At 60.8% G+C, this 17,999-nt stretch carries 12 protein-coding genes; 7 read left to right on the top strand and 5 right to left on the bottom strand.

Features of this window, described 5'->3' with window-relative positions:
- The first annotated feature begins 133 nt into the window (after positions 1–133).
- Both AC1RBR_RS21610 and AC1RBR_RS21605 read left to right on the top strand, forming a co-directional pair.
- Complete coding sequence (locus AC1RBR_RS21610) at positions 134–364, top strand: VF530 family protein (protein ID WP_027612109.1); 231 nt, start codon at positions 134–136, stop codon at positions 362–364.
- A 1-nt stretch (position 365) separates the two neighbouring features.
- Positions 366–1,004, top strand: coding sequence for a Pr6Pr family membrane protein (locus AC1RBR_RS21605; RefSeq protein ID WP_492566532.1), 639 nt, complete (start codon positions 366–368; stop codon positions 1,002–1,004).
- Between the two features lie 106 nt (positions 1,005–1,110).
- On the opposite strand, the gene AC1RBR_RS21600 is transcribed toward AC1RBR_RS21605, so the two are convergent.
- Entirely contained in the window at positions 1,111–1,896 is a 786-nt protein-coding gene (locus AC1RBR_RS21600; protein ID WP_443532687.1) for a siderophore-interacting protein, read from the bottom strand.
- On the bottom strand, positions 1,893–2,474 hold the full coding sequence (locus tag AC1RBR_RS21595) for a PadR family transcriptional regulator (RefSeq protein WP_047599328.1): 582 nt from the start codon (positions 2,472–2,474) through the stop codon (positions 1,893–1,895). Before AC1RBR_RS21595 ends, AC1RBR_RS21600 begins: the two co-directional genes overlap by 4 nt.
- A 515-nt stretch (positions 2,475–2,989) precedes the next feature.
- Between AC1RBR_RS21595 and AC1RBR_RS21590 the strand changes: the two genes are divergently transcribed.
- The 5 genes from AC1RBR_RS21590 to AC1RBR_RS21570 all read left to right on the top strand — a co-directional run bounded on the left by AC1RBR_RS21590 (position 2,990) and on the right by AC1RBR_RS21570 (position 8,690).
- Positions 2,990–3,466, top strand: a complete 477-nt coding sequence (locus AC1RBR_RS21590; RefSeq protein WP_027612105.1) for a CS1 type fimbrial major subunit — start codon at positions 2,990–2,992, stop codon at positions 3,464–3,466.
- 105 nt (positions 3,467–3,571) lie between these two features.
- Positions 3,572–6,094 carry a CS1-pili formation C-terminal domain-containing protein gene (locus AC1RBR_RS21585; protein WP_492566529.1) on the top strand — a complete coding sequence of 841 codons (2,523 nt, stop codon included), beginning with the start codon at positions 3,572–3,574 and terminating at the stop codon, positions 6,092–6,094.
- Between the two features lie 28 nt (positions 6,095–6,122).
- Positions 6,123–7,379, top strand: a complete 1,257-nt coding sequence (locus AC1RBR_RS21580; protein ID WP_492566527.1) for a hypothetical protein — start codon at positions 6,123–6,125, stop codon at positions 7,377–7,379.
- Between the two features lie 59 nt (positions 7,380–7,438).
- Positions 7,439–8,197, top strand: coding sequence for a molecular chaperone (locus tag AC1RBR_RS21575; RefSeq protein ID WP_492566526.1), 759 nt, complete (start codon positions 7,439–7,441; stop codon positions 8,195–8,197).
- 1 nt (position 8,198) lies between these two features.
- A complete protein-coding gene (locus AC1RBR_RS21570; protein ID WP_492566525.1) occupies positions 8,199–8,690 on the top strand; it encodes a CS1 type fimbrial major subunit in 492 nt (163 codons plus the stop codon).
- A gap of 48 nt (positions 8,691–8,738) precedes the next feature.
- On the opposite strand, the gene AC1RBR_RS21565 is transcribed toward AC1RBR_RS21570, so the two are convergent.
- The 3 genes from AC1RBR_RS21565 to AC1RBR_RS21555 form a co-directional block, all read right to left on the bottom strand.
- On the bottom strand, positions 8,739–13,421 hold the full coding sequence (locus AC1RBR_RS21565; RefSeq protein ID WP_492566524.1) for an NEL-type E3 ubiquitin ligase domain-containing protein: 4,683 nt from the start codon (positions 13,419–13,421) through the stop codon (positions 8,739–8,741).
- A gap of 165 nt (positions 13,422–13,586) precedes the next feature.
- A complete protein-coding gene (locus AC1RBR_RS21560; protein WP_095136928.1) occupies positions 13,587–16,700 on the bottom strand; it encodes a transglycosylase domain-containing protein in 3,114 nt (1,037 codons plus the stop codon).
- A gap of 267 nt (positions 16,701–16,967) precedes the next feature.
- Positions 16,968–17,426, bottom strand: coding sequence for an REP-associated tyrosine transposase (locus AC1RBR_RS21555; protein WP_492566523.1), 459 nt, complete (start codon positions 17,424–17,426; stop codon positions 16,968–16,970).
- Positions 17,427–17,999: the final 573 nt, after the last annotated feature.

Raw genomic sequence — 17,999 nt, 5'->3', positions numbered from 1 at the left:
GGCGCATTGTGGCGGTGGCCGCAGGCTGCGATCTTCTGCGGTTGGCCTACATTTGATGCAAGGCCTTCCACCTGACCGGCCCCTCGGCTAAGGTGCGCGGCTTGTGCATTTTCACTCCGTCCAAAGGCCTGGCATGAACGACCACACTCCCGATCCGCTGCATGGCGTAACCCTCGAACAGATCCTCAATGCGCTGGTGGCGCATTACGAGTGGTCGGGGTTGGCCGAGCGCATCGATATCCGTTGCTTCAAGAGCGATCCGAGCATCAAGTCGAGCCTGACCTTCCTGCGCAAAACCCCGTGGGCGCGGGAAAAGGTCGAGCGCTTGTACGTGAAGCTGATGCGCACCAAGCGCCCGGTCTGAGATGGACGCCGTTGCGCGGCGACGCCTGATCACTGTCATCGCCAGTCTCGGCTGGGCCGGGCTCAGTATTCAGCTGTATCTGATTTTCCTTGCGCGACTGAGTGTCGATGCCAGCCTGTTGGGGGGGCTGGTGAGTTTCTTCAGTTACTTCACGGTGCTGACCAACACCCTGGTGGCAACGGTGCTGACCTGCGCTGCCACCGGGCGTGAATCCGCCGCACAGCGCTGGTTTCTCCAGCCGTGGGTCAGCAGCGGGATTGCGGTCAGCATCGCGGTGGTCGGCTTGGCCTACAGCATTCTGCTGCGGCATTTGTGGCACCCGCAGGGCTGGCAGTTTGTTGCCGACGAATTACTGCATGACGTGATGCCGCTGCTGTTTCTTGGCTATTGGTGGTGCTGCGTGCCCAAAGGGACGTTACGCCTGTGGCACCTGCCGCTGTGGCTGATTTACCCGTTGGTATATTTCATTTACGCGTTGCTGCGCGGGCATCTGCTTGGCGCGTATGCGTATCCGTTCATCGATGTGGCGCTGCTGGGTTATGCACAGGTGTTCATCAATGCCGGGGGGATATTGGTGGGGTTTGTGCTGATTGGCTTGCTGGTGATCGGGATCGACCGCTGGCAGTCAGGACGAAGTTAAAAGGTCAATGTGGGAGCGGGCTTGCTCGCGAAGGCGTCAGGTCTGTCAACATCATGGTTGAATGATCGATCGCATTCGCGAGCAAGCCCGCTCCCACAAGGGCAAATCACTCTTCTGCGGAACCTTCGGCGCGCCAGTAGCCGACGGCTTTGACGAACTGCTCATTGAGCCCATGCTCATCCAGCAACACCCGGCGAATCTGTCGCGAGACCTTGGTCTCGGTCGCCACCCATGCATACAGATTACCCTTGGGCACCTGCAACTGTTTGACCGTGGTCAGCAGGTTGTCCTTGCTGCCCTCGCGCAGTACCCAGATCACATTGACCTGCGCTGCACTTTCCAGCACCTGTTGCTCGGCACCGTTTTCCACTTCGATGACCACCAGCGCCTTGCGATTGGCCGCCAGACCTTCGAGGCGGCGGGCGATGGCGGGGAGGGCGGTTTCGTCGCCGATCAGCAGGTAGCTGTCGAAGATGTCCGGCACGATCATCGAGCCGCGTGGCCCACCGATGTGCAGGAATTGCCCCGGCGTGGCTTGTTCGGCCCAGGTCGAGGCAGGGCCGTCGCCATGCAGGACAAAGTCGATGTCCAGCTCGAGTTTTTCCAGGTCATAGCGGCGCGGGGTGTAGTCGCGCATCTCGGGCAGCGGGCCGTTGTCCTTGCCGGCGCCGAGCACCATGGTCTCCAGCGCTGCAGCCTGTTCGGCGTTCTGCGGGAACAGCAGTTTGACGTGATCGTCAGTGCCCAGGCTGATGAACCCGGCCAGCTCCGGCCCGCCGAGGGTGATGCGGCGCATGCGCGGGGTCAGGTCGACCACGCGCAGGACTTCGAGTTTGCGGCGTTTGATTTCGTGCATCACACGGTGAATGGTTTGGGTATCGACTGCAGTCATTCGGCTTTCTCCGGGGCAGTTTGAACGGCAGGGCCGTCGACGATGGCTTTGGCGGTGTCGTTGAGCAGCGTGGCAACCCGTTGAATTTCTTCCGCGCTCCAGCGTCCGTGGTGCAGTTGCAAGGCGTGACGCAGGTTGTGCACCGCCTCGTGGATTTCCGGCGGCCGGTCATGGCCGCGCAACGAGCGTTTGCTGACGTCGATGCGCATGCGCACGCCATCCAGCGCTACCGCTTGCTCGCTTAGGGACAAACGACCGGCGTCGGTCACGCTGTAGCGTTTTTTGCCGGCCTCGGCGTCGCCGCTGATCAAGTCGCTTTCTTCAAGAAAGGTCAGGGTCGGGTAGATCACCCCGGGGCTTGGGCTGTAGGCGCCGTCGAACATGCCTTCGATCTGGCGGATCAGGTCATAGCCGTGGCACGGCTGCTCGGCGATCAGCGCCAGCAGCAACAATTTCAAATCACCGGGGGCGAACACCCGTGGGCCGCGTCCGCCGCGTTCACGCCCGGGGCGTTTTTCGAAGCCGTCACGGCCGTCGCCGTGTTCGCGGTGATGATGGGGGGAATGATGGTCTCTCATTTTCCTGCTCTCTCGTCGTGTTTAGATACAACTTAAGATATATCTTTGCGCGCTGACAAGGGCTCCTGACCAACGGCGCACACCTGACCGATCGAATCTGCGGTCGAAAAAACCGGAAAATGATCAAGAAAACGCAGTATTAAATCCCCTGGCAAAGGCGCAGATTAGTGCAGATTCTCTAATATTCCGTTTCGCCCTTTATTTCCGGGAAAGTGTGGTACATGTCTTACGGAAGTTGCTGTGAAGTTGTGGCGCGTGCAGTCATTAGGCTGGCGCGCTGTAGTCTGTATCTTACAGTTGGACTGGAACTTTCCTGAATTTCGCGGTTTTTTCTTTCTCATCTAATGGCGTCCAGGCTACAAGGTCGCAGGACGTTGCCTGCTTACTTTAAAGATAAATTGGTTGAACATTCTTCGGCGTTGAAAGTTAACGGTGAGCACTGACTGCTCGTGACTGTTCTGTTCGCCTTGACTGCTCGACGACTCAACTAATTTATATAAGACAGGTATTCAATGATGCTCAAGAAACTCGCCTTTGCCGCCCCTCTGACTGTCCTGGCCATGAGCGCTTCGATGGCGTTTGCCGCCACTGAAGCCAAGCACTCCATCAGTCTCGTGGCGCACGTGCCGGCTGACGACTTCTATGCGGTGCCGGTGGATGCCGATCTGGTCAACAAGGATCAGGACATGAGCTACAACCCGGCCACCAATTCGATGCGCGAAGTCAACGGGCACTTCGACGTGCTGCACACTGCCGGCAAGGTTCATGCACGTCTGGAAGGGGTGCCGAAGCTGATTGGCGGTAGCAACACCATCGATTTGAAAGTCGAACTCAACGGCAAGACGCTGACCACCACCTCGCAGGAAGTAGTGGGTGATACCGAGTCCAATACGCGTTATCGCGCGCCCTTCAAGATCAGCGCTACCGGTGCCAAACCGGCCGCTGGCGACTACACCGGTGTGGTCATGCTGGTCGTCGAACCTTCGGTTTGATTCATAACGGCAATACCTGACGTTACTTGTCCAGTAACGTAACCGGCCGGCAACTTTGAAGTTGCCCGGCCGGGCTTTTACTTCCGGTAATCAGAGTATTAATCCATGTATCCGATGACGCCCATCGCGGCTGCGCTTGCGTTGCTTTTGAGCAGCAGCGTACTGGCGGCGCCGCCTCCAGTCGATAATACCCCGCGAAGTTTGCTGGCTCAGGCGAAAGGTCTTCCGGCGGACTTTGAAGAGCATTTCTTTGATGTGCCTTTGGCGGTTCGTGTCGAACTTGATCAACAACCGCTGGGCGAGGCAATGATTATATTGTCGCGCGATGATCGCATTACCTTGCTCGACTTCACCGACACCAGTGACAGCCGTATCAGCGCCGTCGAGCGCGAAACCTGGGCCAGTCTCCTCAAATCCGGCGTAGCGCTTGGCAGCTGCAGCGGGCAATGCCCCGAGCAACTGCTGGCGGTGCATTACAACCTGGAAAACTCACTGCTCTCGATCGCCACCGAAAATGCCGAGCGCGATCTGCAGACGCAACGCTTCCATGAGCAGCCCGAGGGTGGCAGCAGCGGTCTGATGCTGCGCAATCAACTGAACCTCAATGGCGGCCAGAATCAGGATCTGGGCGGACGTTTCGGTCTGGAAGCCAGTGCCAGTCTCGGCAACTGGAGCCAGGCCTTCAATATGCAACTGGCGCGCCTCGGCGGGCCGGACACCAAGACCTATCATGCGGTACACGAGCTTTACACCCAGCGCGAACTGCAGGGCAGTTTTTTCCGCCTGGGCTATTTCACCCCCAATTCCGAAGGCCTGACCCGCCAACCCCGGTCGTTCGGCACCAGCCCCGATACGGCGGTGGGCGTGATGTATGGCAGCTCCGACAGCCTGGCGGTCGACAGCCCGCGGCCCAGCGTCTACCCGATTTTCGTCACGGCCAATCGCCAGGCGTCGGTGGAGATCTATCGCGATGGCCTGTTGATCAACACGCAAGCCGTGCCGGCCGGTTTACAGACGCTGGACACCCGGCCCTTGCCCGGTGGCATCTACGAAGTCGAAGTGCGCCTGATCGAGGATGGCCAGACCACCGCGACCACTCAGGAGCTGGTCTACAAACCGGTGAACTGGCAAAACCTCGACCAGCGCTGGCGCTACAACGTGTTCGCCGGGCAGGAAAGCAAACTGCTGAGCAATTGGGAAGAACAGCAAAGCGGTGATCTCACCGCCGGCGCCGCCCTCAACTACCTGCTGCACCCGCGGGTGATCCTCGGCCTGTCGGCGCGTCAGGTACGCGATACCTTGCAGTACGGCACTTCGATCGACTGGAGCCTGGCCGACAGCATCAGCCTCTTCGCCAACCTCTATCAGACCGAAGACCACGGCACCGGCGCCGATGTGCAGGGCCTATACAACTATGGCGCCGGCAGCCTGGTGGTCAGCCACAACCGCAGTTGGCTCGACACCCGCAACACTTACGACACGCTGCCCGACGGCACTCGCGTACGGCAGCGCAATGTGTTCACCGGCGAAACCAGCAACTCGTCGCTGGCGCTCAACCATCGCATCAGCCGCAAGAGTTCTTTGAGTGCGCGGGTTTCGCACAGCACAGGCAACGTCGAAGGCGTGGGCATGGACCTGGGCTGGACGCAACGCACCGAGCTGTTTGGCAGCGATGCCAACTGGCGCTTGTCGCTGTTCGACCGGCCGGGCAGTTACAGCAGTGGCGAGGCGCGTAATCGCGGGATCGACCTGAGCATCAACATGGCGCTGGGCGGCCCGGGCCAGCAGATTTCCGGCAGCATCGGCAGCCGCACCGCCCGCGATGGCGGGCGCGACAACAATGGCTCGATCGGCTACCGCAAGGATCTGCAGGATCACATTCTGCAAAGCGTTTCGGTCACGGCGCTGACCGACACCTACGGCGTCGGTCTTTCGAGCCTGGCCAACTTTCGTACCGACTGGGTCAATGGCGACGGCTTCGTGCAGCGCTCGTCCTACAACGGCAACTTCACCGGTGGCGTGAACCTCGACAGCAGCGTGATCGTCGGCGGTCAGCAACTGCTCATGACCAGCCAGCATCAGGGCCGTGGCGCCGGGATGATCGTCGATGTCGAGTCGGATATCGCCGGCATCGCCCTGCGCGCCGACGACCTCAGCGGTGGCAGTTCAGCGCTGCGGCCGGGGCGCAATTTCATCCCGCTCACGGCGTACCGCAACAGCTCGGTGGGCTTCGATTTCGTAGGCAATCACGTTCCGGCCGCCAGCATCGAACCGTCCCGTACCCGCTACCACCTGAACAAGGGCGGTGTGGAGTACCGCAAGGTGCGGGTGATGAAAACCGTCACCGTACTCGGACGCCTGCTCGACCCGCAGGGCCAGCCGCTCAAGGGCCATCACGTGATCAATCACGCCAGCCGCGGGGTCAGCGAAGTCGACGGGTTTTTCTCGATGGAAATGCACGCCGGCTCACCGACCCTCGAAGTGCGCTACGCCGATCAACTGCTGTGCCAGTTCCGGCTCGATATCGACAACCACCGCCGCGAAAACAACGTGCTGATGATCGGCGATTTGCGCTGCTCGCCGGACACATTGGCCGACGTCACCCATAAGGCCCACACCGCGGGTTGATAAGGCCTGTTTCAGGAGATTTGCAGACATGAACGTCTCACCCTTGGCTACATACCTGCGTTGCGGGCTGGCCGCTGTTGTGCTGGTCGCCGGCACGGTATCTGCGGCTCACGCCGAACAGGTGTCGATCACCGCCGAGTTCAAGCCGGACTCGTCTTATCCGCACCGCAACAAGTTCCAGAACACCACGCCCTCCAGTGGTTACTGCACCTACGATCCGGCGCAGTGCGAGCAGCACGAAATATTCAGCTTGCAGGTGCCGATTCAGTTCAACGCTCGTGCGCCGATTGCGGCGAATCACCCTTCGCCGCGGCAAGGGGCAACGTTTCAGGTACCCGTGCAGTGGCGTGAGCTGACGGTCTATCACGAGACCACCCGCGAGCCAAAAATCGTCAAGGTGCGGATCGTCGGTATCGGTTCGCGTTATGTGACCGACAAGGTGATGAAACTGGTGGAGGGCGCCGAAGACGATCGCAGCGCCCACAACCTGTTGTGGGGCTTGAGTTGGGTCTATGCACCCGAACCCTGTCAGTACAGCGGTGTGGGTTGGTATTCCCCCGATTCATACTCGTTTTTCTGGAAAACGCCAGCGGCCGCTGCCTGCACCAAACAGGCGAAGTTTGATGTGCCGTGGTTGCGTCTTGAGCACCTCGATTTTGCCTATGAACTGGTCACCCCCGACCCGCTGGGCATGTCGTCGGGTGACTACAGCGGTTCGCTGACCTACCGCGTCGGACCGAATGCGGATTTCGATTTTGGCGATGTGATGTTGCCGTCTAGTTCGTCTCTGACCTTGAATTTCAATCTGAATGTGCAGCACACCCTCAAGGTTGAAATTCCTCCCGGTGGTGAAAAGATCCGCATGGTCCCCGTCGGTGGCTGGCAGAGCTGGCTGCAGGCCGGACGGCGGCCGGTCGGGCTGTTCCGCGACCAGACCTTCAACATCTCGGCGTCATCGCGTTTCAAGATGTCGATAGGCTGCGGCCCAGGATTGAATGGCGAATGCGCGTTGGAGGACCGTGAAGCTAACCGTCGAGTGGAGCTGTTCGTCAGCGTCAGCCTGCCCAACGGGATAACCGACCTTGCCGGCCAGCCTGTGAGGCGCTTGCGACTGAGGCCAGGACCAGGGAATGAGCAGTATTTCAAACCGGGTTTCTACGTGGATCGAACGCCGGGAACCCTGCACTTCGAAGTTCCGCCATATTCGATGGCCGGGATGCTGCAACCCGGTGCGGGAGGCTCGTATTCCGGCATCGTCATTGTGATCTGGGACTCGGATATCTGATGGGCTGCGTATCGATGAGTCGACTCGGCATTGTGTTCAACGACCAAGGAATCAAGGTGATGAAGCGTCTGGTGTTAGCAATGGTTTTGAGCGGGCTGCCCTTTGCCCTGCAGGCCGGCCCGCAGATCAATGTCGGGACGGTCTACGACTACCTCGACGGTGACAAGAGCACGTACCTGAAACGGGTATTCAACAGCGGCGACAGCACCGCATTCGTCAAGGTCAACATCCTCGAAATCCTCTACGACGCCGACGGCACCTCGCGGGAAATCGAGGTCAAGAGCCAGGCCGACATGAGCAGTCGAGACGGCCTGATGGCCAGCCCCGCGCGACTGATCGTGCCGGCCAACGGCATGCAGGGTACGCGTCTGTTGATGATGGGCGAGCGTGACCGCGAGCGCTATTTCCGCGTGCGGTTCATTCCGGTGGTGCCGGAAAAGGAAGACGAATTCGCCGTGTCCGCCGAAGAGCGTGAGCAATACAAAACCACGCTGTCGGCCGGGGTCAACGTCATGACCGGTTTCGGTACGGTGTTCTTTGTGCGCCCGAAAAGCAGTCACTTCGACAGCGTGATTGAAGACACCCCGGCCACGTATCGAGTGCGCAATAACGGCAACACCGTGGTGCTGATCGACGAGTTCCGCAATTGTGCGCTGAAAGACGAAACCGCCTGCCAGCCAACCACCAAACACCACATCCGCGCAGGCAACAGTTTCGAGTTCGACAAGCAGGCCGGACGTGAATACCGCTTCAATCTGGTGGAAGGCGACAGCAAGAAGTCCCTGCGCGTAGCCGGCCAATCATCAGGGGGGGCCTGAAATGATCAAGCCATCGTTGATGATCCTGTGCGCGGGCGTGCTGACCCTGTTCAGCGCAGAATCGTTTACGGCACGCGAAGAGCACCGGTTCGAGGTGTCGGTGGATATTCCGACGCTGGGGTTTTATGTGATACCGGCCGAAACGGACTGGATTCATCGTGCGCAGATTCTGCCGTGGAATATCAGCACCAAGAGCCTCGGCGGATTGCGCAAACACTTCGACCTCAGGCACGACACCAGTGCCATCGAGGCCCGCCTGGAGAACGCAGCGTTTCTGTCCAATGGTCGCGAGGAGCAGAACATTTATCTGCGCGTCAGTTTCGCCGATACCGTGCTGACTCACGAGACGCCGCGTCAGGTGGTTTCTGCAGAGCAGGCCAGGGCCGGCGGGCGTTACGCGCTGGAGATCCAGCCGATCACGCCTGCCGGCGGCTACAAACCGGGGAATTACTATGGCAACGTGCACCTGATCTTCAATGCGGCGGCGCCCTGAGGTTGCCCGGTCTGCCCGATGTGCAACGGGCAGACCGGCGCACCGTTATCAAAGCCCGGCGCGGGTCAGGGCTTCACGGGTCAGGCGACGCGCGAGCTCTTTTTCGTCATCCGCCAGATCGACCAGCAGCCGCTCGAACAGCGTGTCGCTGATCGGTTCTTCATTGAACACCACGGTTGCCGGCGCCGGCAGATCGTTCATCAACGTCTTGAGCTGTTCGCGCAAGGCTGCGCGTTCCTCGGCCACGGTCGATTGCACCCACTGGCGCTGGATTTCGCGCAGCGATTCAAGGGCTTCGTAGCGGTGCTGGAACAGACGCTTGTTGCTTTCCAGGCGCACGGGATAGCGCTCGATCAGATACTCTTTCCAGAAGTCGAGCTCAAGCATCTGGTTGACCAGGCCATCGCCTTCTCCCAGCGCCAGTACCGTGTCGCAGGCCTGATCGATCATCGCGTCAGTGACGCCGGACACCGGCCGGTACAGCATGCCCTCGGACTGCCAGGGCAAGCCGAGACGTTTGGCCAGGCCGGTCTGGTAGGCCAGATAAACCTCCACGTCGTCGGGGTTGCCGCCACGGCTGGCGACATCGGCCCGGGCGATTTCGTTGACTTGTTCCAGGCGCGCCGCGCCTTTGGCCAGCGTCACCAGTTTCAGTTCCAGTTCCTTCGGCTCGACCGAATAGGCATGCGCCTCATAAGCCAGCACGTTCACCCCCATGTGGTTGAACAGCTGCGCACCGGCATCGGCGCAATCCACGGGCGCCACCACCATGGTGAAGAGTTTTTCGCGCAAGCGACTGTCGACGTGCACGGCGTCGAGCATGCGCCAGACGCGTTGCATCAACTGCTCGCGCGCCGTTCCGCCAGCGCGGAAATCGGCAAACTCACGCACGCTGAGCAACGTCGCCATGAACGGTGCGGCCATGGGATCTTCCACCAGCTCTGTCCACGGTGTTTCGCGATCAATGCCCCAGCCCGGCACGTCGGACCAGTAGTCGGCGCCGTAGTTGGAAATGATCGAGGTACCCGGGATGGCGACCGGCATGATCGGCTCCGGTGGCAGTGCCATCGAACGGCGACTGTCCTGGTAACGCAACTGGTTGAGATCAGACAGGGCGGCGACGTCCAGACGCGTGCGCGCCACCAGCCATTGCGCATCGGAACCACTCGGCACGTCGGGGATTACCGTCAGCGGGTTGCCGCGCAGATCGAGCAGCAAACCGCGTGGCCGTGGCTTGGCCAGAATGCCGCCCGGCCAGGTGGTCAGGCCGGTGTTCTTCAGCGCCACCACCTTCAAGCGCGGCATGCGCGACAGATCAGGCGACAGCCCCAGCGGGTTGTCGTCCATTCTCAGCACCTCGAGGTAGGTCAGGCTGCCCAGCCGTTCGACGGCGGAGCGGTCCAGCACAATGTGGTTGTTGTTCAGGCGCAGACGTTCGAGGCGGCGCATCGTAGTCCCGATGCGGTCCGGCAAACGCGTCAGCTCGCAGTATTTGGCGCTCAGCTCGACCACGTTCGGAAAATCCTTGAGCAGGCCGTTGGCGTCGGGGGAAAAACGCGCGTTGTCGAGGTTGAGCAGCGTGACCTTGTCGAGAAACTTCTTCAGCGGCGGACGTTTCGCCCACCAGGTTTCCAGATTCGTGGACAGCAGTTCCCGCGACAGATCCAGTGCATAGGCCGACGGGTCGGCGCGGTTGCCCAGGTGCGCGTTCCTGCGTTCGAAGCAGTCCAGCAGACTTTCGTAGATATGCAGCCCGCCACCGTCACGGAAGCCCTGACTGCCCGGCCCCCAGGTCTGCGGTTGCTGATAGCGCCAGCGATGGACGATGACCCGCAGTTCATCGAGTTCGTTTTCGTGCTCCTCGATGGCCTTGAGCGGCTCGCCGCGTTCGGTCAGGGCACTGGCAAACGCTTCGACCTCGCTCGGGCTGAAATGCGGATGCAGATCCTGGATGCGTTGCTCCAGCGTGGCGGCATTGCGGCTCAGGCCCGGGCCGCGTACCAGAAACAGGGTGTTGTATTCAGCGATCGGGCGGATCGGCGGGCTGGCGAGTAGCGTGCGCCGCTCGCTGGGGGCCTGGGTTCTGGCGATGATCCACTGCTTGAACGGTTCGATGTCGTCGGTTCGATACCCGAGGGCACTGCGGCCATCGTGATTGATCGCCTGCAGGATTGCCTCGTACAAGCCACTGGCGGGGTGGATCGGCAGGTCCGCGCCATCGCGCACTTGATAGCGATCGGCAGCGACCCGCACCAGCACCCGCACGCGCTCGGCGACCGGTGCTCCGGCCTCGCAACGCAACTCGCCGTCGAACGTGCCTTCACGGATTTCGATCCGCAGCGCACCGAAGGTATCGCTGTAATGCCGCAGCGCGCCGAGGATCAGCCGTTCGCTGTCGATGTTGCTCAGGGCCTCCTGCTGCAAACCCTGGGCGGCGCGCACGGACTGCAATTCAAACTGCACCTCGCGGGCGCTCGTGCGCAAACGCAAGGGCAGACGGCGTTGCGTCGTGGCTTGCTGCTGTTCCATCGGCCGGGCATGGGACACCACCCGTTCGGCGAGAACCGGCGTCAACTGTGGACAATCCACGAGCACCTGGCTGGCCGCCGGCGACAGTGGCGCGTCGGGCTGCACCGCGCGCGCCGGGCCGAGACGCTCCAGTGTGTCGCTGAGCAACGGTGGCGGCGGGGTGTTGTCAACATGTATGCGACGCAGCATGTCCTCGTCGGTGCCGGTCAGCAGGCGCATGTGCTCCAGTTGCGCGTCGCTGAAACCATCGGTGCGATGACCGATGCGCCGCATCAGTTTTTGCCCGTCCCACAGACGCGGGTTTTCCGTTTCACAGACCCAGGCCCCGTCTGCGTTGTGCGCAAGTGTCGGCGCGTAGGCCCGGGGACGTCGCGGATGGCGCAGGCGGTGTTTCCCGGAAACCGGATCCTTGGTCACCTCGAACAGGTGTTGATCCAGGCGCAGCAGCTGTTTGTCCCCCAGCGTATGAACGCCGTGCGCATCGGGGCGGGCCGGGCTCGGCAGGGTCTGTTCCGGCAGACGATAGGGCGCCAGATCCGGATTCCACAGGCGGGTCTGGCCATCGGCCAACTGCACCGGTTTCAGGCCTTCGACAAACGACGACAGCTTGACCCGTGCGACACGTCCCAGGCTGGCGCCAGCGGCGAAGGCACCGAGCTGGACGATGCTTTGCAGCACGCCGATGGCTTGCTCACCCGCTTCGGCCAGGTGCCCTTCGGCCATGTCGACGATGCCTTCAAAGACGCCATCGAGCAGTTGATACGTGGTGTACGCCAGCATCAACTCGCCGAGCCCCGGCACCAGCGGGGTCACCACCAGCAGCGCCACGTTGAAGATATCCGAGAGGATTTTCCCCAGGTTGTCCCACCAGGCCCAGCGGGCCATGCGGTCGGCATACTCGGTGGAAATGGCGATCTCCCGCGCGTCATTGAAAATCTTGTTGAGCTTCTGCTGATGGAAGTAAGCCCAGAGACTGCCGGTGTAACGGGTATCGCGGTCGTCCTGGATTTTCGTCAGACGAAAGCGCAGGTCGGGGTGATCCACAGGCGTTTCGCGCCAACTGGGCAGGTGGGTTCCCGGCGGTACGGCGTGCCATTTCACGGTGCTCAGGCGGGCGTTCAAGCCTGCAAAAAAATGCCCGCGTTGCTGATGGTTGACGAACTGGCTGAAAAACCGCTGATAGCTGCCGGCGGAGTCGCGGTCGCGCAGTTGCCGCGTCAGTTCCGCCATGAAGTCCAGCGCCGAGGCGTATTGTCTGAGCGGATGCTCCGGGTCATGGGGCACATAGGCAATCACCGGAACCGGGGCATTGGCGGAGTCCACGTCAGGGGCGATGAGGGTGATGCCGGTCAGCGCCGTATCCATCATGGCGAGGTTGTAGTAGTTGATGGCTCGCCCGCGCCAGCGCAGGTTGCGCCGGTCATCGAGCATGCCCTGGATGACCTCGTAGGCATCGCGGTCAATGTCCTTTTTCGCCAGGGCCAACTGGGCACAGACGCTCAATGTACTTTTCTGACTGAAGATGACCCGGTACTGCAAAACCTGGCGGGCCACGCGGTTGCCCGAGCGCAGAAAATCGTTCAAATGCTGCTCGTATCGGGCGCCGATATTCAGCTCGCGGCACAGTGACTTGAACTGCTCGATACTCAGTTTGTGCTTGAGCGGCCTGACCGTGAAGTGGCCGTTGGCATCGGGGCGGGTGATGAACTCCGAGTCCGGACTGAACGCTTCATCACGGGAAAAATTATGCAATGCAGCGTCGAGCAGCGAGACGGTGCGGCTGGTGGTTGCGCCGGCAAAGTCATGGGTCCACCACGCGCTGTTGACGGGTGCGTACAGACGCAGCCAGGTGTTCTCGACATCGTCCTCGACGCCGAAGCGCTGGTGCAGTGCCTGCTGTAATAACGGTTTGGCGAAGGCGTAGACGTCTTGCAGACTGCTCAAGGCCTTGTCCACATCGTTTTGTGCTTTCCAGGCATTTTGCATCTGCTGTTGCAGACGCAGATGTTCGGCGTCCGATACCTCTTGATACCAGGCCGGCAGCTTCAGTCGGTGCAGCTGCAATTCATTGACCCGCTTGGCTGAGCTTGCGCGCAGCCAGGCCGGGATGGCTTTTTCGATCGTCTGATAATGAACACTGACATCCGGTGAGACGAGGTGCGCCGTGCGTGGCGGTTGCCCCTGCGGGGAAAGGGTGGGCATTGCTGGATCGTCCTTGATCAAAAATGGAGCGATCAGCCTAGGCAAGGACAGTGGGTGAAAAAAGCGCAAATACCCGGTTGAAACCGCCGGGGTTGCGCATGGAGGCTTCGAAAAACAGAGAGTGAAAAATACACAGTTACCACCACGTCACATTGCTTTCGTGGCTTAGCGGGCGGCGGTGACCTCCGGCGCCTGGCACATCGTGTGCGTACCCGGTTGCAGGTACGGCGAGAGGATCGGCGCCATGCCCTTGAGCACTTGCACCGGCAGCGCCGAGGTGAACTTGAAATTCTCCGCCGAGCGTCCGGGGACGAACGCGGTGAGCGTGCCGAAGTGGTTGTTGCCGATGTAGAACACGAAGGTCGCGGTACGGTTGATCGACTTCGAACTGAGGATCCGCCCGCCGGAGCCGATGGCTTCGATGCGGTTGTCGCCGGTGCCGGTCTTGCCGCCCATGACCAGCGGGGTGCCGTCGGCGATTTTGAAACTGCCGGAAACCCGTTTCGCTGTGCCCGAGTCCACCACTTGCGAAAGGGCTTCGCGCAATGCCGTGGCGACCTCCGATGGCATCACCCGTTTGCCCACATGCGGGTCGTTGGTCAGGCGCGTTTCATAGGGAGTACCCGCGGCAAAGTGCAGGCTGTCGATGCGCAGGGTTGGCATGCGCACGCCATCGTTGAGGATGGTGCCGATCAGCTCCGCCAGTGCCGCCGGGCGGTCGCCGGAACTGCCGATGGCGGTGGCCAGTGACGGTACCAGGTGATCGAACGGATAGCCGACTTTCTGCCAGCGCTGGTGAATTTCCAGGAACGCCTCGATCTCCAGCATGGTGCGGATGCGGCTGTCACGGGCGCCCTTGTGTTTGCTTTTGAACAGCCAGCTGTAGACCTCCTGACGCTCGAACTGGCTGGCCTTTACCACCTGACTGAAGGTGGCGTCCGGGTTGTGCAGCAGGTAGCCCATCAGCCACAGGTCCAGCGGGTGAACCTTGGCAATGAAGCCCTGATCCGGCAGATCGTAGGTACCCGGGCCGTAAGCGTCGTACAGCCGGATCAGACGGTCGTCGGTGAGTTTCTCGTTGAGCTTGGCGCCTTTGAGGTGCGCGCGCACGAAGCTGTTGAAATCTTCCTGACTGGCATCGGGCAGCAGATAACGGTGCACGGCGGCCATGCGGATCGGCGTTGGGCGCATGCTGTCGAGGAAGGTGTCGAGGCGCGCCTGGGTGTCCTTGTTCCTGTACTTCTTCCAGAACTTGAGCAGAAACGAAGTGCCCTCGCGATCGGCAAAACTGGCGAGGTATTCCTGACGTCGCGGGTCACGGTCGTCCTTGAGCAACTCGGCGCTGCTGTTGGGGCCGGAGTAGGTGACGTAACGCACCACATCGCGCATCAGGCGAATGAACGGCAGGTTGATCGACTCGCGCAACGCATCGCGCAGGGTCGGCAGGCGGCCGTTGTCTTCCTTGCGGAAGTTGTTGAACACGTGCAGGCCGCCACCGGTGAAAAACGCCTCGCCGGGGCTGGCCGAGTACTTGCGGTCGAGCGCGGCGCCGAGCATTTTCGACAGATCGTGATCCTTGTTCTGGATCAGGTAATCGATCACCCATTGGCTCAAGCGATCCTGATCCGGCACTTCGATTTTCTTCAGTTCCGGCACGCTCATGGCGCCGTACTTGTCGTGCAGTTCAGAGATGATCTGCAGATAAGTGGTGAGCACGCGCATCTTCGCCGTCGAACCGAGTTCCAGTTTGCTGCCTTCATTGATGTCGAACGGCTGGTCGGTGCTGTCGGTCTGCACGCGTACGCGCGAGCCGTCCGGGGTCAGTTCGAACAGGGTGAAGCTGTAGCGCACCTGGGTGGTGCTGGTGGGGGTGAGCAGGCGTTCGCCGATCAAACCGATCTGCCCGGCAAACGTGGGGTCGGCGAGTTTTTTCAGGTAGTCGGTGGCCTGGGTCTGCAATTCGCCCTGCAAGGTGCTGGTGGCCGACAGGTCGAGGCGATCGAGGTCATACAGCGGACGGTTGAGCATACTCGCCAGACGGCTGCGGGCGACGCTGATGCCCTTGTTGGTTTCGATCGGCTGGATGGTCGGCTGGGTCTGCCAGTCGCGGTAGGTGACCTTGCTCGCCAGTGCGGCATCGGCCAGCGCGGCGTCGATCACGCCGTTCTGCTTGAGCAGGCGCAAGTGGCTGTCGGTGAGGTTGGCGAGTTCTTCACGGCCCTTGTTCAGGTAATGCGAAGGGCGACGCTGGGCGATCATCAGCGAGAGCATTTCGCGCAGGGCCAGACCTTTGTCGGCCATGGCTTGCGGATCAGTGGCCGGGCTGTTCAGCTGTGCATTGGCCTGGTTGAAATCGCTGCCGTACCAGACCCGCAAACCTTCGGCCATGCCGTGTACTTCGCCATGCCCCGGCACGGCGGAGAGGGGCACGCTGTTGAGGTAGTCGCGGATGATGTTCTGCCGCGCGCCGAGGGTTTCCGGCCCCGGCTGATAGGCGCGCACGCTGGCGGAAATCATCTGACGGATCTTCTCGGCGCCGGACACCGTCAGTCCATCGGGCGAGTGCCGGTACTTTTCCAGTTGCGTCGCCAGGGTGCTGCCCCCCGCCGATTGCCCCGGCAGGCTCAACAACTTCGCCACCTGCGACCAGGCGGCCATGCCGAAGCGCGGCCAGTCCACCGCCGGGTTGGCCAGCGGTTGTCTGGGGTCGAGCAGAAAGCGGTTTTCAATGAACAGCAGACTGCTGACCACCACCGGCGGAATCGCCGCGAAACTCGAATACAGCTGCTGCGGGTACTTGTACTGATACAACGGCGCAGCGCGGCAATCGGTAATCGACAGCCCGGCCTGGATTTTTTCCGAATAGGGCACGAACAGGCCCTTGTCGGTGTAGCTCAGCAGCGCGGGCGAAAACCGCGACTGCTCGGTGATCACGTAATTGCGCTTGAGCAGACGCGGCAGGAATTCGTCGAGGGAGCTGTAGCCCAGACGCAAATCGAACGGCCCATTGCCCGGATAGCGGATCGCTTCGCTGGGGCCGGGTTCCAACTGATATTTGAGCGAGGCGGCGTATTGGCTGAGCTCACGGGACTGGAAACGCGAGGTGCGCATTTCCTTGCTCGCGGCCAGACCCACCACGATGGCGATAATCAGCAGCAACAACCAGAACGCCTTCCAGCCATGTCGGCTGCGGCGTTTTTGGGGGGGAACAGGCGCTTCATCCACACGTTCAGTCGGAACCACGGCTTTACTCGAATCGGTTTGCCACAAAGCGCCCATAGTCGATTGATCCATTCACGCAGATTGATCGGACTTGACTGAAGCTTAGACGGTGGTTGGTGATGGGGGAAAAAAAGTACGGGGTTTGAGTGGGGGTGGTTTCTGAAGAAAACTGCACCTGTGGCGAGGGAGCTTGCTCCCGCTGGGTTGCGTAGCAGCCCCAATCCCCCTAATCGCGATCTGTCTGAAACACCGCGTGCGCGGGTAATACGACGGCCGCGCCGCCGAGCGGGAGCAAGCTCCCTCGCCACAGGGGGGGTGGGAGCTTTAGAGCCAGCAGGCATCCCAGAGTGGGTAGTCACCAATTTTTTCTACCAGGCCGGCCCGTAGAGGATTGGCGATGATGTAACGGGCGAACGGTTTCAAGTCCTCACCATCACGGATGGCGCGGTCGTGATAGCCGGTTTGCCAAAACGCGCCTTTTCGGTTCAGGGCACGGTTGATCGACAATGTGCTTCGGGATTTCACCGCTTGCATCAGACGTTCAATATGTATTTCTTCCAGCTGGACCAACCAGTGAAGGTGATCAGGCATCACCACCCAGGCGATCGAGTCGACCCATCGCTGGTCATGAGCTCGCCGGAGTTCCGCTACCAACAAACGCCCCACCTGCCAATCGCTGAATATTCTGCGTCGCTGATACACCACGGCGGTTATGAGATAAGCACGTCCTGACTCCGAACAACGCCCTCGGCGGAGCCGATGTGAATGTAGGGGTTTACGCATTCCGTTGCGTCCTTTGCGAGTTCAATCCTTATTCACGCTAGTCGCAGCATTCAAAAATTGGGTCCGCGATGACTGTCCGAAAATTTCCAGATGTCGCATCCTCTGTGGCGAGGGAGCTTGCTCCCGCTGGGTTGCGTAGCAGCCCCAATCCCCCTAATCGAGATCTGTCTGAAACACCGCGTGCGCGGGTATCACGACGGCTGCGCCGCCGAGCGGGAGCAAGCTCCCTCGCCACAGGAGATTAGACAGTAAAGTTCATTGAAACAGTTGTGCTAGAGCCGTCCCCCACGCAATACCACCAAAGCAGGGCCATGACGGTGCACCATCATCGTGCAATACTCGCCAGCCTTTTTTGTGGTGAATATTCCTACGCATATCAGGTAATATCTCTCCGCAAAGCGGCTTTCTGCCGAGACTTCTAGCTGAATGTTGTTGATTATAGAGTGAAAATCCCTGTATCAAGCTTTCTATACTGCACGCCCCGCTGATCTTGCAGGCAGGGTCCTGCATGACGCGTCTGCCCACGAAGCAGGCGCGGTGTCGGGAAGCTGAGGCCTATCGGTCGAGGCTTCG

This window comes from Pseudomonas sp. GW823-FHT01D03 (assembly GCF_058798255.1).
Note: the sequence above shows the minus strand (reverse complement) of the source record. Positions and strands in the feature narration are given on the sequence as shown.

Excerpts from the sequence above, each read along its gene's own strand:
- AC1RBR_RS21595 (WP_047599328.1), bottom strand. The coding sequence starts at position 2,474 with ATGAGAGACCATCATTCCCCCCATCATCACCGCGAACACGGCGACGGC.
- AC1RBR_RS21580 (WP_492566527.1), top strand. The coding sequence starts at position 6,123 with ATGAACGTCTCACCCTTGGCTACATACCTGCGTTGCGGGCTGGCCGCT.
- AC1RBR_RS21560 (WP_095136928.1), bottom strand. The coding sequence starts at position 16,700 with ATGGGCGCTTTGTGGCAAACCGATTCGAGTAAAGCCGTGGTTCCGACT.
- AC1RBR_RS21565 (WP_492566524.1), bottom strand. The coding sequence starts at position 13,421 with ATGCCCACCCTTTCCCCGCAGGGGCAACCGCCACGCACGGCGCACCTC.
- AC1RBR_RS21600 (WP_443532687.1), bottom strand. The coding sequence starts at position 1,896 with ATGACTGCAGTCGATACCCAAACCATTCACCGTGTGATGCACGAAATC.
- AC1RBR_RS21590 (WP_027612105.1), top strand. The coding sequence starts at position 2,990 with ATGCTCAAGAAACTCGCCTTTGCCGCCCCTCTGACTGTCCTGGCCATG.
- AC1RBR_RS21585 (WP_492566529.1), top strand. The coding sequence starts at position 3,572 with ATGTATCCGATGACGCCCATCGCGGCTGCGCTTGCGTTGCTTTTGAGC.
- AC1RBR_RS21575 (WP_492566526.1), top strand. The coding sequence starts at position 7,439 with ATGAAGCGTCTGGTGTTAGCAATGGTTTTGAGCGGGCTGCCCTTTGCC.
- AC1RBR_RS21555 (WP_492566523.1), bottom strand. The coding sequence starts at position 17,426 with ATGCGTAAACCCCTACATTCACATCGGCTCCGCCGAGGGCGTTGTTCG.
- AC1RBR_RS21610 (WP_027612109.1), top strand. The coding sequence starts at position 134 with ATGAACGACCACACTCCCGATCCGCTGCATGGCGTAACCCTCGAACAG.
- AC1RBR_RS21570 (WP_492566525.1), top strand. The coding sequence starts at position 8,199 with ATGATCAAGCCATCGTTGATGATCCTGTGCGCGGGCGTGCTGACCCTG.
- AC1RBR_RS21605 (WP_492566532.1), top strand. The coding sequence starts at position 366 with ATGGACGCCGTTGCGCGGCGACGCCTGATCACTGTCATCGCCAGTCTC.